Genomic DNA, 16,715 nt, shown 5'->3' with positions numbered 1-16,715 from the left:
AAAAAAGCGGTCATCGGGGCCGTCATGCACAAAATGACGCATCTTATTTACGGGGTGGTCCGTACTGGCAAGCCCTTCGATCCAAATTATTTAACCAACGGGCTTGCTATTCAAGACGGTATCTGACCCCAGATGACTCTTCCACTACGAAGTAGCATCGAAAATACTAGCGAAGAGATATTACCTAGGCATGACTTAGTGCATTCAAATTTGATAATGACAGTTCTTGACGCTGCGCTTAACTAAATAGTTCTGCCGCCACAAGGTCATTCTGCCGTAACAAAACGACGTTATATTGTTAAAAGAAATCACGGAGTTGCTCACACAATGGCGACCCCATGCCGGCTGCACACCTCCTGCCGAATACCATTCACCATTCGCGCTCGCGCTTCAGTGATCGACTCAGTGATACAGGATTCATCTCCCGCAATTACCCTGGAAAGGATGCAACATGGGTTCAGCACGCATTTTCCGTGCGATGGCGGCAGCCATCGTCCTCGCAGCTTCGACCGTTCCGCTGCAGGCTGTCGCGCAGAATGCGATTTGCTACAACTGCCCAACCGAATGGGCCGACTGGGGCACGCAACTGCGCGCCATCAAGGCCAGGACCGGCGTCACGGTGCCGCCCGATAACAAGAATTCCGGCCAGGCTCTGGCGCAACTGGTGGCCGAGAAGGCTAGCCCGGTCGCCGACATGACCTACCTCGGCGTTACCTTCGCCATCCAGGCCCAGAAAGAGGGCGTGACCGAGGCTTACAAGCCGGCCGCATGGAAAGAGATTCCCGACGGTCTCAAGGATCCGGCCGGCCAATGGTTCGCGATTCATTCAGGCACCCTCGGCTTCATGGTCAATGTCGACGCGCTGCACGGCAAACCGGTGCCGAAGTCGTGGGCCGACCTGCTGAAACCTGAATACAAGGGCTTGATCGGCTATCTCGATCCGGCTTCGGCTTTCGTCGGTTATGTCGGCGCGGTGGCGGTCAACCAGGCACGCGGCGGCTCGCTCGACAATTTCGGACCGGCCATCGAATACTTCAAGGCGCTGCAAAAGAACGAACCCATCGTGCCCAAGCAGACTTCGTATGCGCGCATGCTGTCGGGCGAAATCGCGATCCTGCTCGACTACGACTTCAATGCCTATCGCGCCAGATACAAGGACAAGGCTAACGTCGCTTTCGTGATTCCTAGCGAAGGCACGGTGGTGGTGCCGTATGTGATGAGCCTGGTGGCCAAGGCGCCGCACAGCGCTGACAGCAAGAAGGTGCTGGACTTCGTACTCTCGGACGAGGGGCAGGCGATCTGGGCCAAGGCTTATCTGCGGCCGGTGCGTGCCGGCGTAATGCCGAAAGAGATCGAAACGCAGTTCTTGCCGGCGGCTGAATACCAGCGCGCCAAGAGCGTCGATTACGCCCGCATGGCGCAAGCCCAGCGCGCTTTCTCCGAGCGCTATCTGAAAGAAGTGCATTGATATGGCAAGTGCGACAGGTGGGTTGAAATGAGCCATCAGCGCTGGCTGCTGCCGGCTTGCCTGGCGCCGGCGGCGCTGTTCTTCCTGGCATTCTGGCTGTTGCCGGTGCTGCGCCTGGTGGCGTTGCCAGCCGGGCAGGGCTGGGGTACTTATCTGGTGGTGCTCACGAATGGCCGTTACCTGCTGAGCATGGCCAACACGCTGGCGCTGTCGGTCGCGGTGACCTTGCTGACCCTGGTGCTCGGCAGCGCCATCGGCATCTTTCTGGCGCGCCGGACGTTCTGGGGCAAGCAACTGCTGTTGTCGCTGTTGACCTTGCCGCTGTCCTTTCCCGGCGTAATCATCGGCTTCTTCGTGATCTTGCTCGGCGGCCGCCAAGGGCTGGTAGCCGACCTCGGGGCCGCCTTTGGCATGGAACGCATCACCTTCGCCTATGGATTGCTCGGGCTGTTTCTTGCCTATCTCTACTTCTCGCTGCCGCGCGCCATCGCCACCTACGCCGCCGCGGCCGAAGCGATGAATCTGCAGCTTGAAGAAGCCGCCCGTTCGCTCGGCGCCTCGCGGCTGCAGATCGTGCGCGACGTCTGGCTGCCGGAGCTGGCGCCGACCACGCTGGCCTGCGGCGCGATCCTGTTCGCCACTTCGATGGGCGCTTTCGGCACCGCATTCACGCTTGCCAGCAAGTTCGAAGTGATCCCGATCACGATCTATAACGAGTTCACCAACTATGCCAACTTTGCGCTGGCGGCGTCCTTGTCGATCACCCTCGGCATCGTCACCTGGGCCGTGCTGTTCGTCGCCCGGCGCTTCGGCAGCGACGCCGCAAACGTCGCAAAACGGTAACGAGGAACACAATGCGCACCAGTACAACGACTGCAACGACCGCGACGACCACATCTTCCGCCCCCATCCTGTTGCTGATCACGGTGCTTGTCAGTGTCTTCATGCTGGCGCCGATGCTGCTCTCGATCATGGCGGGACTGGTTAACAATTACAGCGTCGGCCTCAAGAGCGGGCTGACGCTGCGCTGGCTGCTGGAAGTCTGGGAGGTTTACGGCAACACCGTCGGCTGGTCGCTGGCGCTGGCCGTGGCTTGCGTGATCGGCACCTTGCTGCTGGGCGTGCCCTGTGCCTATGCGCTGGCGCGCAGCCGCTCGCGCAGCGCGCGCGCCTTTGAGGAACTGCTGACGCTGCCGGTGGCAGTGCCCGGGCTCGCTACCGGTCTGGCGCTAATCCTGGCCTATGGCCAGTTCAGTGCATTCCGCCAGAGTTATGCCTTCATTCTGGTGGGACATATCGTTTTTACCTTGCCTTACATGGTCCGTAGCGTAGCGGCGGCATTCCAGCGCGATGACCTGCATGCATTGGAAGAAGCCGCCCGCACGCTGGGCGCCAGCTTCGGCCAGCGTTTTCTGGGCGTATTGGTGCCGGCAGTATTTCCAGCCATCGTGGCGGGCAGCCTGATGGTATTCACCTTGTCGGTCGGTGAGTTCAATCTGACCTGGATGCTGCAAACGCCGCTGACGCGCACTTTGCCAGTCGGCCTCGCCGATAGCTATGCATCGATGCGGCTGGAAGTGGGTTCGGCGTACACACTCGTCTTTTTCATCATCATCTTGCCGGTCCTGTGGGGGCTGCAATCTCTTGCCAGACTGGTACAAAAACATCATGGAACTTGAACGCATTGCGGTCGATATCGACAACTGCTCGAAAACCTACGCCGACGGCACCCGCGGCTTGCAGCCGACCACGTTGCATGTCGAACCCGGCGAAGTGCTGGCGCTGCTCGGCCCCTCCGGCTGCGGCAAGACGACCTTGCTGCGCCTGATCGCCGGTCTGGAGTCGCCCGATGAAGGCAGCCGCATCAGCTTCGGCGAGCAAGACGTCACGCGGCGGCCGGTGGAGCAGCGCGGCGTCGGCATGGTATTCCAGAGTTACGCCCTGTTTCCGCAAATGACGGTGGCGGCCAACATCGGCTATGGCCTGCGCATCCGCGGCGTGGACAAAGCAGAAGAACGGCGCATCGTCGGCGAACTGGTCGATCTGACGCGGCTCGGCGGACTGGAAAAAAAGCGGCCCGGCGAATTGTCTGGCGGCCAGCGCCAGCGCGTGGCCTTGGCGCGGGCGGTGGCGGTGCGGCCCCGCGTATTGCTGCTGGACGAGCCGCTGGCCGCGCTTGACGCCAAGCTCAAGGAATCGTTGCGGGATGAATTGGCAGAGTTGCTGCGACGGCTGGGTATCACGGCTATCCACGTCACGCACGACCAGCAAGAAGCCTTGGCGATCGCCGACCGGCTGGCGGTTATGCGCGGCGGTTGCATCGTGCAGGTCGGACGCGGCGAAGATCTGTACCGCACGCCGCAACATCCCTTCGTCGCCGAATTCCTGGGCCGGGTGAATCGGCTGGAGCGCTTGCCAGCCTGTATCGCCCAAGGCGTGCTGCATCTGGGCGGCGCACGCGTTGCCTGTCCGCCGGCGTGGCAGAGCCATGCTTCCTTCTTCATCCGGCCCGAAGATATCCAGATCGGCGTCCACCAGGATGGCTGGGGCCAGGCCAAAGTGATGCGCCGCACCTTTCTCGGCGACCGTATCCAGCTGGTGCTGCATACGCAGGAACAGGCGCTGCTCACTGCCGACGTCGGCCGCGATGCGGCTTTTGCTCCGGGCCAGAGCGTCGGCATCCGCATCAACCCCGAGCGCCTGATGACTTCCCAGGAGTTGATCGCATGACCAGCCTTCTTGTCCAGTTGAGCGATCTGCATATCCGCGAGCCGGGCCGCCTCGCCTATGGCCGGATCAACACCGCGCCGTACCTGGAGCGTGCCGTGCAATCCATCCTTCGGTTGAAACAACAGCCCGACGCGGTAGTAATCACCGGCGACCTGACCGACTTCGGCCGCGCCGCCGAATACAGCCATCTTGAAGAGTTGCTGGCGCCGCTGCCGATGCCGGTCTATCTGCTGCCCGGCAATCACGACGACCGCGATCAACTGCGCCGCAGCTTCCCCGGCCACAGCTATCTGGGCGGAGACGGCTTCGTCCAGTATTCGGTGCGGGTCGGTGGTTTGCGGCTGCTGACGCTGGACACTTGCGTGCCCGGCCATAGCCACGGCAGCCTGTGCCAGAGCCGCCTGGCGTGGCTGCAGACGCAACTCGACCAGTGCCGTGACCGTGGCGAGCAGGTGCTGGTGGCGATGCATCATCCGCCGTTCGCGACCCTGATTGGCCACATGGATGAGATCGGTTTGCTGCAAGGGGCGCAGGAGCTGGAGGCGTTGATCGCACAATACAGCAATGTCGAGCGCGTGATCTGTGGCCACCTGCACCGCGCTATCGATGTCCGTTTCGGCGGCAGCATTGCCTCCACCGCGCCGGCGCCGGCACACCAGGTCTGCCTCGACCTGGCGCCCGGCGCGCCTTCAGCCTGGACGCTGGAGCCGCCGGCTTTCCGCATCCACGCCTGGGACGGACGCGGCCGGGTGGTGACGCATCTGGCGCCTAGCGGTAGTTTCGAAGGGCCGTACCCATTCCATGACAACGGCACGCTAATTGACTAAGGATTCACCGCTATGCAAGGCGGCGACGGCCTGTGGTGTCCAGCGTTGCGATCGTTCCGATAGCCAGTCAAACAACTGATCGGCCACGATCGCCAGTAGCGCAACCAGCAGCGCACCCTGGATCACATAGGCGGTATTGAAGCCGCTCAAGCCAACGATGATCGGCAAGCCAAGTGTCTTGGCGCCGACGGTAGAGGCAATCGCCGCCGTGCCGATATTGATCACCACCGAAGTCCGTATCCCGGCCAGTATCACCGGCGCCGCCAATGGCAATTCGACCCGATACAGGATCTGCCAGCGATTCATGCCGATGCCGCGCGCAATTTCCAGGATCGGCGGCGGAATCGAAGACAGGCCAGTCATCGCCCCTTGCGCTACCGGCAGCACGCCATACATGACCAGCGCAATCAGCGCCGGCGTTTCGCCAAAGCCGACTACCGGCACCGCCACTGCCAATACCGCCACAGGGGGAAACGACTGGCTGATGGCCAGTACGGTTTCCAGTGCAGAACGGAAGGCCCGGCCCGCCGGCCTGGTGACTAGCAAGCCCGCTGCGACGCCGCCCGCCACCGCAATGACGCCGGACCACAGCACAATATTCAGATGCGCCAGCACCAGCGCGGCAAACGAATCCTGTACATATAGAGGGCGATCGAGCTCGGGAAAGAGGCGAGCGAATAGCGGCGCCGTCAAGGGCATGCCAAAGGTAAAACCCAGCAGCAAAAGGCTGCTGGCGACGAGCCAGCGGCGGCGATAAAGACGACCGCCGATGTGTCGGCTAAGCAATTTCATCGCGGCGGCTCCAGCAAATCGGCGAAATGCAACACGCCGGCCGGCTGGCCGCGTTCATCCACCACCGGCAGGCTCTGCACCCTGCGCGTGATGAAGACCGACAGCGCCTGGCGCAGGGTGTCGCTGCTGCGGATCGGCTCGCCCGGGATGGCGGGTTGCCGCCGTACTCTGTCGGCGATCTTGTCGAGCCCGAGCAGACGGATGCCGGCGTCGCTTTGGCCGACAAATTCGCGCACCAGATCATTCGCCGGAGCCAGCAGGAAATCGCGCGGCGCGCCCTGTTGCACGATGCGCCCCTGATCCATCAGTACGATGCGCTGGCCTAGCGCGAGGGCTTCCTCGATATCATGGGTTACCAGGACGATGGTCTTGCCCGAAAGCGCCTGGATATTGGCGAGTTCCTGTTGCAGGCTGGCCCTGGTTACCGGGTCCAGCGCGCCGAACGGTTCGTCCATCAGCAGCAGGTCGGGGTCGGCCGCCAGCGCGCGTGCCACTCCCACCCGTTGTTGCTGGCCGCCCGAGAGTTGATGCGGATAGCGGTGGCGGAATTTTTCAGGGGCTAGCTGCAGCAATTCCAGCAGTTCGCTGACGCGCTCGACTATGCGTGCCTTGGGCCATTTCAACAATACCGGGACGGCGCCGATGTTCTGTTCCACCGTCCAGTGCGGGAACAGGCCGACCGACTGGATCGCGTAGCCGATGCGGCGCCGCAATTGTTGCGGCGAGTATTCCAGGATGTTCTGGCCGTGCAGCCGGATGCTGCCGCTGTCCGGTTCCAGCAAGCGATTGAGCAGCTTCAGCATGGTCGACTTACCGGCGCCGGAGCTGCCGATCAGTACCGTCAGCTCGCCTTCCTTGATTGTGAGAGACAGCTCGCTCACCGCTTGCCAGCCGTTGAATGACTTGCTTACTTCGCTGATTTCAATCATGGTCTTGTCTCCCTGCTCGTCTCTCTAATATAGAGATCGCCAGCTTAAACGCCGTGTCGATACTGATCGCCAGCAGAATCACCGGAATCACCGCCAGCAGCACCAGATCCAATGCGCTGCTGGACATGCCCTGGAACATCAGGACGCCAAAACCGCCGGCGCCGATCAGGGCCGCCACCACCGCCAGCCCGATCGCCTGCACCGTAGTGACGCGGATGCTGCTCAGGAATACCGGTAAAGCCAGGGGCAGCTCGACATGGAAGAATATCTGCCACGGCGACATGCCGATGCCCTGTGCCGCCTCGCGTACGGCGGCCGGCACTTGTTCCAGTGCGGCCAGGGTGCCGTGGCTCATCGGCAGCAGCGAATACAAAGTCAGCGCCAGCAAAGCCGGCGGCAGGCCGATGCCGCTAATCCCGGTATGCGGCAACAGGCTGCCGAGCAGCGCCAGCGGTGCGATCAGGAGGGAAAAAAGAGCAATCGAGGGGATGGTCTGTATCACGTTCAATACTGGAAACAGCAATTTGCGCGCTGTTTGGCTACGGAAAGACAAGACGCCAAACAAGGCGCCGATCAGCACTGCGGGCAATACCGAAAACGTCACCAGTTGCAAATGGCGTAACAGCGCCAGCTCAAATGCCTCCTGATGATTCTGGAATTCCTTGAGCAGTGACAAGCTATCCAGCCGGCCCGTCATGAGGAGCACAGCAGCGGGCGCTAAGGCCAGTACTATCACAACTACCTGTGCCGGCAACCGCAGCGCCAGGCCGCGCAGTGCCTCGGCCAGCTGCAGCCAGATGGTCAGCAGCAAGAGCCAGAAAGCGGCGCCGAACGATACGCGCGCCAGGGATTCAGTGGCGCCGCTGCGCAACTGCGCTTCATGCCCGGCCAAGGCCAGCAGGCCAGTGCTCAGTGCGGCGGCTGCGATGATCAGAATGCTATGGTTGATGCGGGATGGCCGTAGCCAGGGCGCTACCAGCAACGGTAAGGCGGGAATCGCCAGCAGCCAGTAGCGAGCATTCAGTTGAACAATAAGCTGCGCAAGGAAGATTCCCTGGCCGCTGAGCAAGCGATTGGGAGCAAAGCTCAGCAATGGCAGGCTGGCGCCGGCGATGATCGCCAGCATCGCTAGCAGCAGATGCAGCGGGTTGTATAGCTTGATGAGCGGCGACGCAAGATTGCCCACGCGCCATGCCGGTTGCGCCTGACGCGCTACGCTCATTTTATAAAACCTTTGCTGCGCAGGTAGTCGGCGGCTGTCTTGCGCGCATCGCGTCCTTCGATGGCGATGCTGGCGTTGAGTTTTTGCAGCGTCGGACTATCCAGCGAGACGAATACCGGCTTCAGCAGATCCGCAATCTTCGGGTACTGCGCCAGCACATCGCTGCGGATCACCGCGGTTGGCGCGTAGACCGGCTGCACCGATTTCACATCGTCCAGCGTCACCAATCCTAGTGCAACTACCGCACCGTCGGTGCCGTAGACCATCGCGGCATTGACGCCGGAGGTCTGTTCTGCGGCAGCTTTAATCGTGGCCGCCGTATCGCCGCCGGCCAAGGTCAGCAACTGATCCTGTTTCAACTTGAAGCCGTAGCTGTTTTCAAACGCAGGCAAGGCGTCCGGCCGCTCGATGAATTCGGCCGAAGCCGCCAGCTTGAAACGGCCGCCCTGGTTGATCCAACGGCCCAGGTCAACCAGGGTCTTGAGTTTATTGTTCTGTGCGATTTCCTTGCGCACCGCGATAAGCCATGTGTTATTGGCAGGGGAAGGGGTTAGCCATACCAGCTTGTTTTTCTCGAAATCAAGCTTTTTCACCAGCTGATAGGCAGCTTCAGCATTTTTCCAAGCCGGGTTTTTTTCGTCGGAAAAGAAAAAGGCGCCGTTGCCGGTGTACTCCGGATAGATATCAATCTCGCCAGAAGTGAGCGCACCACGCACCACCTTGGTGCCGCCGATCTGCAGACGATTAACGGTCTTGATGCCGTTCGCCTCCAGCACCAGCTGGATCAGATTGCCCAGCAACGCGCCTTCGGTGTCGATCTTGGAGCTGACCCGAACCGGTTCGGCCGCCTGGACGCCAGGGGTGAGCAGGGCGGCGGCAAGTACGGCGCCGAGCAGGCGGATGTGGATCCTCATATTGACTCCGTAATTGTGCGTGAATGCGATGGCAGGCCGGGACACAGATGATGTACAAGATGGTAATGCAAATTCAGGAACGGCAGGCGTCACGGCTATCAAGCCATCGGAAAAATGAGCTAACCGGGGTCTGACCCCAGATGATTCGAACAGCAGGCAGCCGGAAAATTGAAAGCTAGTTGTAAGCTTTGGAAGAGTATTGTCGCGAGACAACAATTACAATCAGGGAGACATTCATCATGAAAACGCTTTTTGCGTCTGTTTTTGCATCCGTTTTTGCGCTTTTTCTTCTGGCCTTTACAGCCATCGCCAATGCTCAGGAAAAAATCGTCATCGGCCAGTCCGTAGAGTTATCGGGCGAAGCCACCGGCAAGGAAAACATGGAGGGCGCGCTGGCATACTTTGCCTGGGTCAATGCGCAGGGCGGCGTGTATGGACGCAAGATCGAGCTCAAGTCCTATGACGACAAACGCAAGCCCGAAACCACCAAACTCAATACCGAAAAGCTGTTAAAGGAAGATAATGCGCTGGCCCTGTTCGGCTATCGCAGCACGCCGACGGTAGAAGCCGTGCTGCCGCTGCTGCTGACGAACAAAGTACCGATGATCGCGCCGTTCTCCGGCGGCCAGAGTTTGCATCAGCCATTCAATCCCTATCTGTTCAATTTACGCGCCAGCTACCAGGACGAAGCCGCGAAAATGATCGAATTGTTTGGCACCCTGGGGATCCGCAAGGTGGCGATCCTGTATCAGGACGATAGTTTCGGCAAGGATGGGCTGGCCGGCTTCGAGCGCAATCTGGCAAAGCATAAATTGAACGCCGTGGCGACAGCGAACTATGATCGCAAGGATCTGAAAATCGACAAGGCGGTCGATACCATCGTCGCTGCTAATCCGCAGGCCGTGCTGATGGCTTGCACGCCGTCAGTCTGTTCCGATTTCGTCAAGCAAGTCCACAAGAAGGGATTTCATCCGACATTCATGATGCTTTCCAATGTCAGCTCGGATACCTTCTTCGAATCGCTCGGCGACGACGGCCGCGGCGTGAGTGTGATGCAAGTGATGCCGTATCCGAAGGATTTCAACGCCGGCGCGACGCGCGAATTCCAAAGCGTCCTGAAAGGAATGCCTAAGCCGCCACCGTTCTCCTATTCGACATTCGAAGGCTTCGTAGCAGCGAAACTCCTGACCGAGGGGCTGCGCCGGGCCGGCCCCAATCCAACCAGGCCAAAACTTGTGGCGGCATTGGAAACCTTGCGGGATTTCGATTTGGGCGGAGTGAAAGTGTCATACACCCCAAGCAACCATGATGGATCGAAATTTGTCGAAATGATCATGATCGGCAAGCGCGGCGCGATTCTGCACTGAGGTGTATGTGCGCCGCGGGGCGACGATCGGCATTGCTCGAATTTGCAAGTCGGTGTAATGTCATTGCCTCGCAGCAGCACCGATTGTGATTCGACATGAAAGCATCAATTATTTATGGAGCCTATTTTTCCGGCGGTGCCCGTCCAGATTTTGCCTCGCCCCGCAGCACGTATCACACTACGGCGCTTAGCCGTGTTGGATCTGGCGGATTTTCAAGCGTATCGCCAATCCGAGGAGCTGTCGCGATATCAAGGGTGGGTTCCACAACCCGATTCAGAAGCAAGCGCTTTTTTAAAAGAAATGGGTGCTGCCGAACTGTTTCAGCCGGGAGTCTGGGGGCAAATCGGGATTGCTGACGGTAGTGACGACAAATTGATTGGCGACATTGGCGTCTGCATCTCTGCCGATGGACAGCATGCTGACATTGGGTTCACGCTGTCCGCTACCTATCATGGCAAGGGCCTGGCTAGCGAAGCCGTACGTGAAACCATTGCCATGCTGTTTGAAGTAAGCAAGATTCAAAGCGTAATCGGCGTCACGGACAGCAGAAATATCTCCTCGATTCAATTGCTTGAGCGAGTCGGAATGAAATTGACGTCAATCGACAGAGCCGTGTTCCGGGGGCAGGATTGCGACGAGCATACTTACATTGTCGAGCGGCCGCTCTGAGTGAAGGGCCGCGCCTGATCATCAGGTAGGTTTGCCCTCTTCAAAGCGGCGCGCCAGTTCCTGGCGCAACTGCTTGCGCAGAATGGCGCCTTCAAAACGCCGCTTTTCCTCTGCGCTGAACGGCCGTAGCGGCGGCACCGCTACCGGGCGGCGTTCGTTGTCCACGGCCACCATCGTGAAAAAACAACTGTTCACATGCCGCACCACCTGGGTCCGGATGTCCTCGGCGACAACCTTGATGCCGACTTCCATCGATGAGGTGCCGGTATGATTGACGCTGGCGAGGAAGCTGACCAGTTCACCGACATGGATGGGTTGTCGAAAAGTTACTTGATCTACGCTTAGAGTCACCACGTATTGCGCTGCATAGCGGCTGGCGCAGGCATACGCGACCTGGTCGAGCAACTTGAGAATGGCGCCGCCATGGACATTGCCGGAAAAATTGGCCATGTCGGGCGACATCAGCACAGTCATGGTGAGTTGGTGGGATGGCATGTCCATAGTTAACGGGCTTTCTTTCTATTCTCAAGAATGGCAGGAAGCGGCAAGCCTATCCTAGAATCACCAGGTTCAGCAAGAGACGCGGCGCGCGCTGAATTCGAAAGCTGCGAGGGCCTATCGGTTCGGCTAGCCGTTTTTACCCAGCACGTCGCGCAAATCGAAATTGCCGGGAGCATCGGGCAGCACGCGATCCTCGCACTGATGCAAGTGCTGTGCCATGCGCTCTTGCGCTGCCTCGATGTCGCCGTTTTCCAACGCTGCCAATACCGTGTCATGTTCATCGAATGAACAGATATTGTGTCCCTGCGTTTCTGTCTTGGCGATCATGAGGGTGGTGCGTGAGACCAGTTTTCGCAAGTTTTCAACCAGCAGCAGATTACCGGCGAGCTCTGCCAAAGCCAGATGGAATTGCGCCGACAGGCGGATCCAGCGCGGCCGGTCGCCGTTCAGATAGGACTGGCGTTCTTCTGCAACCATCTTGCGCAGGCTCGCCAGTTGACGCGCCTTGGCAACCCGTCCGACTTTATCGAGAACTGCGCGCTCTAGAATATTGCGCAACTCAAACATGTCTCTGACTTCGGTAGTGGAGGGGCTGGCGATGAAGGCGCCGCGATTCGCTTCCAGGTCTACCAGGCCCTCTGCCGCCAGGCGCGACAAAACCTTGCGCACGGTATGGCGGGCAGTGTCGTAGATCTGGCACAAGACCTGCTCTGTGAGCTTGGTCCGTGGCGGCAAGCGATGCTCCATGATGGCGTCGTAAATGTCTTGGTAAATGCGTTCTTCCGGCGTCGCCGAGTGATCGCGCGTTGCGGTCTGCGGTGCGAGAGATAAATGGGGTGGCTTGGTCGATTTATTCATAGTGAGGCATAGCACGGCATATTATCGAGAGTTTCATAGTTCATGACGTCGCCACGCCACATGACGGATTCGGAGAAAGACAGAGCGCATTACGCAGTTTTGTTCTTTTTCAGCGATGAGGCAAGTACTCCGTGGCCCGCTAAGTGGGGTCAGAGTGAAGTTTCTGCAAAAGGCGCGCAGAAAGTTCACTCTGACCCCAGTTAGCTGCTGCCCCGGTTTGCTGCGGTGGTTAAGCGCAAACCGGAAAAGAACATGCTGTCGACGTCGACAGTTTATTTAGGCAGCGAACCTTCCACGCCGTCGACCAGCCAGTTGATTCCGAGTAGATCTCCCATCGGCAATACTGCGCCTGCGGCGACCTTGGTTGCGCCTGTATTGTCCTTGAGCGGACCGGCAAAAGGAATCAATTTGCCATCGACGATGGCCTGTTTCTTTTCGTTGAAAAGCTTGGCGACATCAGCCGGCACCGCCGGATTCAACGCCGACAGAACCACCAGGTTTTCCTTGATGCCCCACAGCGTCTGTTCGGGCTTCCAGGTGCCGGCCAGCTCGCGTTTGACTTCCTGGCTGTAGTACACGCCCCAGTTTTCGGTGTTGGCGGTAAGATGCGCCTTGGGACCGTATTTGGCCATGTCGGTATCCCAGCCGAAGGCATGCACGCCTTTTTCCTGAGCGACCTGCACCACCGCCGGCGAATCGGTATTTTGCGCCAGCATGTCAGCCCCTTGCGCTACCAGCGTTTCGGCAGCCTGACGTTCCTTGCCCGGATCGTACCAAGTGTTGACCCAGACCACCTTAGTCTTGATCTTAGGATTGACGCTCTGTGCGCCTAGTGTGTAAGCGTTGATGTTGCGCACAACTTCCGGCACCGGGAATGAACCGACGAAGCCAAGGGTATTGGACTTGGTCATTTTGCCGGCAACGATGCCCAGCAAGTAGGCGCCTTCATAGAAACGGGTCTGGTAGGTACCCGCATTCGGCGCGGTTTTGTAGCCGGTCGCATGCACGAAGTGGACTTTGGGGAAGGCTTTGGCCACCTTGATGGTCGGATCCATATAGCCGAACGAAGTGGTGAAAATCAGCTGGTTGCCGTCGGCTGCCAGTTGCCGGATGACGCGTTCGGCGTCAGCTGTTTCCGGCACGTTTTCAACGTAAGTGGTTTTGATCTTGCTGCCGAATTCCTTTTCGATCGCAAGCCGTCCCTGATCGTGCTGGTAGGTCCAGCCGCCGTCGCCGATCGGTCCCAGATAAACAAAGGCCACCTTCAGCGGTTCGGCCGCCTGCGTTGTGGGGAGAATGCCTAACATCAGGCTGGCGCCGGCCGCAATGGCCGCTACTGTAGATCGCACTCGAAACATGAAGAACTCCTTTATATGGCAAAAACACTTGGCAAAAACACGTGGCAAAAATTCACTGTATGTAGAGATGAGAGAAGCTTCAGAAGTGGTATTCGACGCGCACCATCGGTGTTTTGGCAAGCGAGCCGGGAACGTCGTGTGGATTGCCGAACTTGTTACGCCAGTATTGATATTCGAGACCGAGGCGCAGTGTGTTTTTGCCGATGCCCATAGGTGTGCCGAGGTCGTACATCACTTGTGCATCGATATTCAGTTCCGGCGCGGTGCCACCGCCGAATTCGTTCTTCCCCTTGGCGGCGATGTAGTTCATATAGCCTTCGAAAGCCAGGCCGGTGGAACTGATAGGAATGCCCCATGCCGCATTGAGCATAGGGTGCAGATCGTAGGTGTAGCGGCTGGTGACGCCAATCGGCTGGTTACTTTCCTGCAGCAGCAACAGACTTATATTCAGAAAGCCGGGCACATCCATCATCAAGGTTGGCCCCAGCACCAGCATGCGTTTTTTCGACGCATAACCGATATCGTTCTTGGTGTTCCAGTCGAAGCCGGCGGTCACGCCGAGCCCGCGCACCGGACCGAAAGACAGGTCTTTCCCCGATACTTTGCCAAGATCAAGTGTGTTGCGATAAACGATATAGGCTTCCTGAGCGTTGCTGTCCTTGTTGTCGGATTGCAGTAAGTCGGCGTTGAAATAGTTCGTGCCATATTTATAGCCGCTGGCGTGGGTCAGGTTAAGGATGTTTTTCGTGATGCCTGTGCCGACGAATGGTTCTGCAAACTGAGTGCCATAGCGATAGCCGATCGAGGTGTCGCTCCATTCCGCCGCGCCGGCCTGCTGAACGGCAGTCAGCGCGGCCGCCACCGTCAGCACGCGAACTGCGAGCTTGCTCATATTTACTGCCACTTGCTTTGCCATGATGCTTTTCCCCAAAAGAGAGTTAATGACCAAAAAAGTTAAAGCGCCTGTTTCTCCCGCTACGCTCAGGTTCGCCGTATTTTGCAAATCGACTTTTCGAAATCATTAAAAATAATTGTCAACAATTTCTGATCAGCGTTTCAGCAATTGTCGTGCCAGAGGAAAAGTGCGGTGTGCAATCGTGATCCGCTCGTAAGCCGCATGGATATGGGCCTGTTTGCATCAAATCGGATCATGAAGTGCTGTTTTGGTGCGTCAGATGGCGCGAATTTTCATCGTTTTTTGTGAAAAATAGAATCTTTATAAATAATTATTTGTCGCAATTTATTATTTATTTTGTCGACAAAAATCGATCAATCCAACCATGAACAAACGGCCGCGGGCCGCAAATCCGCGCGACGCGCACCTGCCCGAGGGGACACTCGGCACGGATATCTTTTAGAAAACTCCAGCGCAATTTCAGCTCTGGCACAACAATTGCACTTTCCCCTTGTTTCCTTATTCATTCTCTTTAGATGGGCTCTCCCATGGATCTCCTGCCAGCTTCTTCAGACCTGCCGCCACGCCTGGTCCTGACCGGCATCAGCAAGCGCTATCCGAGCGTGGTCGCTAATGACGGCGTCAGCTTGAGTGTCCGGCCCGGCGAGATTCATGCCTTGCTGGGCGAGAACGGCGCCGGCAAAAGTACGCTCATGAAAATCGTCTATGGTGTCACCAAACCAGACGAGGGCACCATCCTGTGGGAAGGCCGTTACCAAACCATCGCCAGCCCGGCGCAGGCGCGGCGCATGGGAATCGGCATGGTGTTCCAGCATTTTTCCTTGTTCGAGACGCTGACCGTCGCCGAAAATATTGCGCTGGCACTGGATGTACAGATGGCAAAGCCGCTGCTGGCTGCGCGGATTGTCGAAGTGTCGGAAAAATACGGCCTGCCGATCGATCCACAGCGGCTGATACACAGCATGTCGGTAGGGGAGCGGCAGCGCGTGGAAATCGTGCGTTGTCTGTTGCAACAGCCGAAGCTGCTGATCATGGACGAGCCGACTTCGGTGCTGACGCCACAGGCGGTGCAAACCTTGTTCGCGACCTTGCGCCAATTGGCTGCAGAAGGTTGCAGCATTCTTTACATCAGCCACAAGCTCGACGAGATCCGCGCTTTGTGCGACAGCGCTACCGTGTTGCGCGGTGGCCGGGTAAGCGGATCGGCCATCCCCCGGAACGAGACTAACGATAGCCTGGCGCGCATGATGATAGGCGGCGAACTGGCCGAGTGCCGCCTGGAGCCGCAGGCAGCCGGCGAAACGAGACTGTCATTGGATAAATTGTCGCTGGCCACTATCGACCCGTTCGGGACCACGCTGAAGGCCATCAGCCTGGCCGTGAAAAGCGGTGAAATCCTTGGCGTCGCCGGTGTCTCGGGTAACGGCCAGAAAGAATTGCTGGCTGCGCTGTCGGGAGAAAGCTTGAGCTCGCACGGCCCGATGATCGAACTCATGGGGCAGCCGGCCGGCCAATTGAATCCGGCTCAGCGACGCCAGCTCGGCCTGACCTTTGTGCCGGAAGAGCGGCTCGGGCGCGGGGCGGTGCCGGCCATGAGTCTGGCCCAGAACGCCTTGCTGACCGGCGCCCGCCACGGCATGGTCAGCAAAGGGGTGATGCGGCAGGCTGCAATACGCCAGTTTGCCACAGACGTGATCAGCCGCTTCGGCGTCAAATGCGGCGACGAGCAGTCTGCGGCGTCCAGCCTGTCCGGCGGCAATTTGCAGAAATTCATCGTCGGCCGCGAAACCATGCTCAATCCAAAAATGATGATCGTGGCGCAGCCGACCTGGGGCGTCGATGTCGGCGCGGCGCAGTTGATCCGGCAGGCGCTGATCGATTTGCGCAAGCAGGGCGTGGCGTTGCTGGTGATCTCGGAAGAACTCGATGAGTTATTCACCATCAGCGATCGCATCTGCGTACTGGCCGACGGCCGCTTGTCGCCGGCGGTGCGGCTGGCCGACACCAGCATTGAACAGATCGGCAACTGGATGAGTGGCAATTTCGATGCATTGCCGAGCGCGGATGCAGACGCAGTTGCAGATTCCTCGGGCGGCGATCCCGGTCATCACCCTACATCTATCAAACAGGAGAGCCACCTTGCTCAAGCTTGAACGCCGTCCGG

16 protein-coding genes are annotated in these 16,715 nt (G+C 58.8%); 8 read left to right on the top strand and 8 right to left on the bottom strand.

Annotated features, from left to right (window positions below; genetic code table 11):
• Nucleotides 1-478 precede the first annotated feature (478 nt).
• From VNZ60_RS20835 to VNZ60_RS20815, 5 genes are read left to right on the top strand one after another with little or no spacing between them, the layout of a single operon-like run.
• Entirely contained in the window at nt 479-1,468 is a 990-nt protein-coding gene (locus VNZ60_RS20835; RefSeq protein ID WP_325662591.1) for an ABC transporter substrate-binding protein, read from the top strand.
• 27 nt (nt 1,469-1,495) lie between these two features.
• Complete coding sequence (locus VNZ60_RS20830; protein WP_325662583.1) at nt 1,496-2,311, top strand: ABC transporter permease; 816 nt, start codon at nt 1,496-1,498, stop codon at nt 2,309-2,311.
• A gap of 11 nt (nt 2,312-2,322) precedes the next feature.
• Nucleotides 2,323-3,147 carry an ABC transporter permease gene (locus VNZ60_RS20825; protein WP_325662581.1) on the top strand — a complete coding sequence of 275 codons (825 nt, stop codon included), beginning with the start codon at nt 2,323-2,325 and terminating at the stop codon, nt 3,145-3,147.
• Nucleotides 3,137-4,198 carry an ABC transporter ATP-binding protein gene (locus tag VNZ60_RS20820; RefSeq protein ID WP_325662579.1) on the top strand — a complete coding sequence of 354 codons (1,062 nt, stop codon included), beginning with the start codon at nt 3,137-3,139 and terminating at the stop codon, nt 4,196-4,198. Before VNZ60_RS20825 ends, VNZ60_RS20820 begins: the two co-directional genes overlap by 11 nt.
• Nucleotides 4,195-5,025, top strand: a complete 831-nt coding sequence (locus tag VNZ60_RS20815) for a phosphodiesterase (RefSeq protein WP_325662577.1) — start codon at nt 4,195-4,197, stop codon at nt 5,023-5,025. The genes VNZ60_RS20820 and VNZ60_RS20815 overlap by 4 nt, the downstream gene beginning before the upstream one ends.
• Here VNZ60_RS20815 and VNZ60_RS20810 read toward each other — a convergent pair.
• The 4 genes from VNZ60_RS20810 to osmF are packed head-to-tail and all read right to left on the bottom strand — an operon-like array spanning nt 5,014 to nt 8,882.
• Nucleotides 5,014-5,817, bottom strand: a complete 804-nt coding sequence (locus tag VNZ60_RS20810) for an ABC transporter permease (RefSeq protein WP_325662575.1) — start codon at nt 5,815-5,817, stop codon at nt 5,014-5,016. The genes VNZ60_RS20815 and VNZ60_RS20810 overlap by 12 nt on opposite strands.
• Nucleotides 5,814-6,746: an ABC transporter ATP-binding protein gene (locus VNZ60_RS20805; protein WP_325662574.1), complete on the bottom strand. Its 933-nt coding sequence runs from the start codon at nt 6,744-6,746 to the stop codon at nt 5,814-5,816. The genes VNZ60_RS20810 and VNZ60_RS20805 overlap by 4 nt, the downstream gene beginning before the upstream one ends.
• Entirely contained in the window at nt 6,739-7,968 is a 1,230-nt protein-coding gene (locus VNZ60_RS20800; RefSeq protein WP_325662572.1) for an ABC transporter permease, read from the bottom strand. Before VNZ60_RS20800 ends, VNZ60_RS20805 begins: the two co-directional genes overlap by 8 nt.
• Nucleotides 7,965-8,882: a glycine betaine ABC transporter substrate-binding protein OsmF gene (gene osmF / locus VNZ60_RS20795; RefSeq protein ID WP_325662570.1), complete on the bottom strand. Its 918-nt coding sequence runs from the start codon at nt 8,880-8,882 to the stop codon at nt 7,965-7,967. Before osmF ends, VNZ60_RS20800 begins: the two co-directional genes overlap by 4 nt.
• A 239-nt stretch (nt 8,883-9,121) precedes the next feature.
• On the opposite strand from osmF, the gene VNZ60_RS20790 reads away from it, so the two are divergent.
• Both VNZ60_RS20790 and VNZ60_RS20785 read left to right on the top strand, forming a co-directional pair.
• Nucleotides 9,122-10,249 carry an ABC transporter substrate-binding protein gene (locus tag VNZ60_RS20790; protein WP_325662568.1) on the top strand — a complete coding sequence of 376 codons (1,128 nt, stop codon included), beginning with the start codon at nt 9,122-9,124 and terminating at the stop codon, nt 10,247-10,249.
• A gap of 114 nt (nt 10,250-10,363) precedes the next feature.
• Nucleotides 10,364-10,918, top strand: a complete 555-nt coding sequence (locus tag VNZ60_RS20785; protein ID WP_325662566.1) for a GNAT family N-acetyltransferase — start codon at nt 10,364-10,366, stop codon at nt 10,916-10,918.
• 21 nt (nt 10,919-10,939) lie between these two features.
• On the opposite strand, the gene VNZ60_RS20780 is transcribed toward VNZ60_RS20785, so the two are convergent.
• From VNZ60_RS20780 to VNZ60_RS20765, 4 genes are all read right to left on the bottom strand, one after another.
• A complete protein-coding gene (locus tag VNZ60_RS20780; RefSeq protein WP_325662565.1) occupies nt 10,940-11,419 on the bottom strand; it encodes an acyl-CoA thioesterase in 480 nt (159 codons plus the stop codon).
• 126 nt (nt 11,420-11,545) lie between these two features.
• The gene (locus VNZ60_RS20775; protein WP_325662563.1) at nt 11,546-12,277 is read right to left on the bottom strand and encodes a GntR family transcriptional regulator; all 732 of its coding nucleotides are present in this window, start codon (nt 12,275-12,277) and stop codon (nt 11,546-11,548) included.
• 272 nt (nt 12,278-12,549) lie between these two features.
• Nucleotides 12,550-13,635, bottom strand: a complete 1,086-nt coding sequence (locus VNZ60_RS20770) for a BMP family ABC transporter substrate-binding protein (protein WP_325662561.1) — start codon at nt 13,633-13,635, stop codon at nt 12,550-12,552.
• A 79-nt stretch (nt 13,636-13,714) separates the two neighbouring features.
• Nucleotides 13,715-14,527, bottom strand: a complete 813-nt coding sequence (locus tag VNZ60_RS20765) for an outer envelope protein (RefSeq protein ID WP_325662589.1) — start codon at nt 14,525-14,527, stop codon at nt 13,715-13,717.
• Nucleotides 14,528-15,078: 551 nt separating this feature from the next.
• On the opposite strand from VNZ60_RS20765, the gene VNZ60_RS20760 reads away from it, so the two are divergent.
• Nucleotides 15,079-16,704 (top strand): ABC transporter ATP-binding protein, encoded by a 1,626-nt coding sequence (locus VNZ60_RS20760; protein WP_325662560.1) that lies wholly within the window; start codon nt 15,079-15,081, stop codon nt 16,702-16,704.
• Nucleotides 16,705-16,715: the final 11 nt, after the last annotated feature.

The organism is Collimonas sp. (assembly GCF_035566375.1).
In the GTDB taxonomy this organism is placed as follows: Bacteria; Pseudomonadota; Gammaproteobacteria; order Burkholderiales; family Burkholderiaceae_D; genus Collimonas.
The sequence above is the reverse complement of the archived record's forward strand: the minus strand, read 5'-3'. Positions and strand labels throughout refer to the sequence as shown.

What these genes read in the sequence shown, in the direction of transcription:
- VNZ60_RS20835 (WP_325662591.1), top strand. Translation starts at nt 479, where the DNA reads ATGGCGGCAGCCATCGTCCTCGCAGCTTCGACCGTTCCGCTGCAGGCT.
- VNZ60_RS20830 (WP_325662583.1), top strand. Translation starts at nt 1,496, where the DNA reads ATGAGCCATCAGCGCTGGCTGCTGCCGGCTTGCCTGGCGCCGGCGGCG.
- VNZ60_RS20825 (WP_325662581.1), top strand. Translation starts at nt 2,323, where the DNA reads ATGCGCACCAGTACAACGACTGCAACGACCGCGACGACCACATCTTCC.
- VNZ60_RS20820 (WP_325662579.1), top strand. Translation starts at nt 3,137, where the DNA reads ATGGAACTTGAACGCATTGCGGTCGATATCGACAACTGCTCGAAAACC.
- VNZ60_RS20815 (WP_325662577.1), top strand. Translation starts at nt 4,195, where the DNA reads ATGACCAGCCTTCTTGTCCAGTTGAGCGATCTGCATATCCGCGAGCCG.
- VNZ60_RS20810 (WP_325662575.1), bottom strand. Translation starts at nt 5,817, where the DNA reads ATGAAATTGCTTAGCCGACACATCGGCGGTCGTCTTTATCGCCGCCGC.
- VNZ60_RS20805 (WP_325662574.1), bottom strand. Translation starts at nt 6,746, where the DNA reads ATGATTGAAATCAGCGAAGTAAGCAAGTCATTCAACGGCTGGCAAGCG.
- VNZ60_RS20800 (WP_325662572.1), bottom strand. Translation starts at nt 7,968, where the DNA reads ATGAGCGTAGCGCGTCAGGCGCAACCGGCATGGCGCGTGGGCAATCTT.
- osmF (WP_325662570.1), bottom strand. Translation starts at nt 8,882, where the DNA reads ATGAGGATCCACATCCGCCTGCTCGGCGCCGTACTTGCCGCCGCCCTG.
- VNZ60_RS20790 (WP_325662568.1), top strand. Translation starts at nt 9,122, where the DNA reads ATGAAAACGCTTTTTGCGTCTGTTTTTGCATCCGTTTTTGCGCTTTTT.
- VNZ60_RS20785 (WP_325662566.1), top strand. Translation starts at nt 10,364, where the DNA reads ATGGAGCCTATTTTTCCGGCGGTGCCCGTCCAGATTTTGCCTCGCCCC.
- VNZ60_RS20780 (WP_325662565.1), bottom strand. Translation starts at nt 11,419, where the DNA reads ATGGACATGCCATCCCACCAACTCACCATGACTGTGCTGATGTCGCCC.
- VNZ60_RS20775 (WP_325662563.1), bottom strand. Translation starts at nt 12,277, where the DNA reads ATGAATAAATCGACCAAGCCACCCCATTTATCTCTCGCACCGCAGACC.
- VNZ60_RS20770 (WP_325662561.1), bottom strand. Translation starts at nt 13,635, where the DNA reads ATGTTTCGAGTGCGATCTACAGTAGCGGCCATTGCGGCCGGCGCCAGC.
- VNZ60_RS20765 (WP_325662589.1), bottom strand. Translation starts at nt 14,527, where the DNA reads ATGAGCAAGCTCGCAGTTCGCGTGCTGACGGTGGCGGCCGCGCTGACT.
- VNZ60_RS20760 (WP_325662560.1), top strand. Translation starts at nt 15,079, where the DNA reads ATGGATCTCCTGCCAGCTTCTTCAGACCTGCCGCCACGCCTGGTCCTG.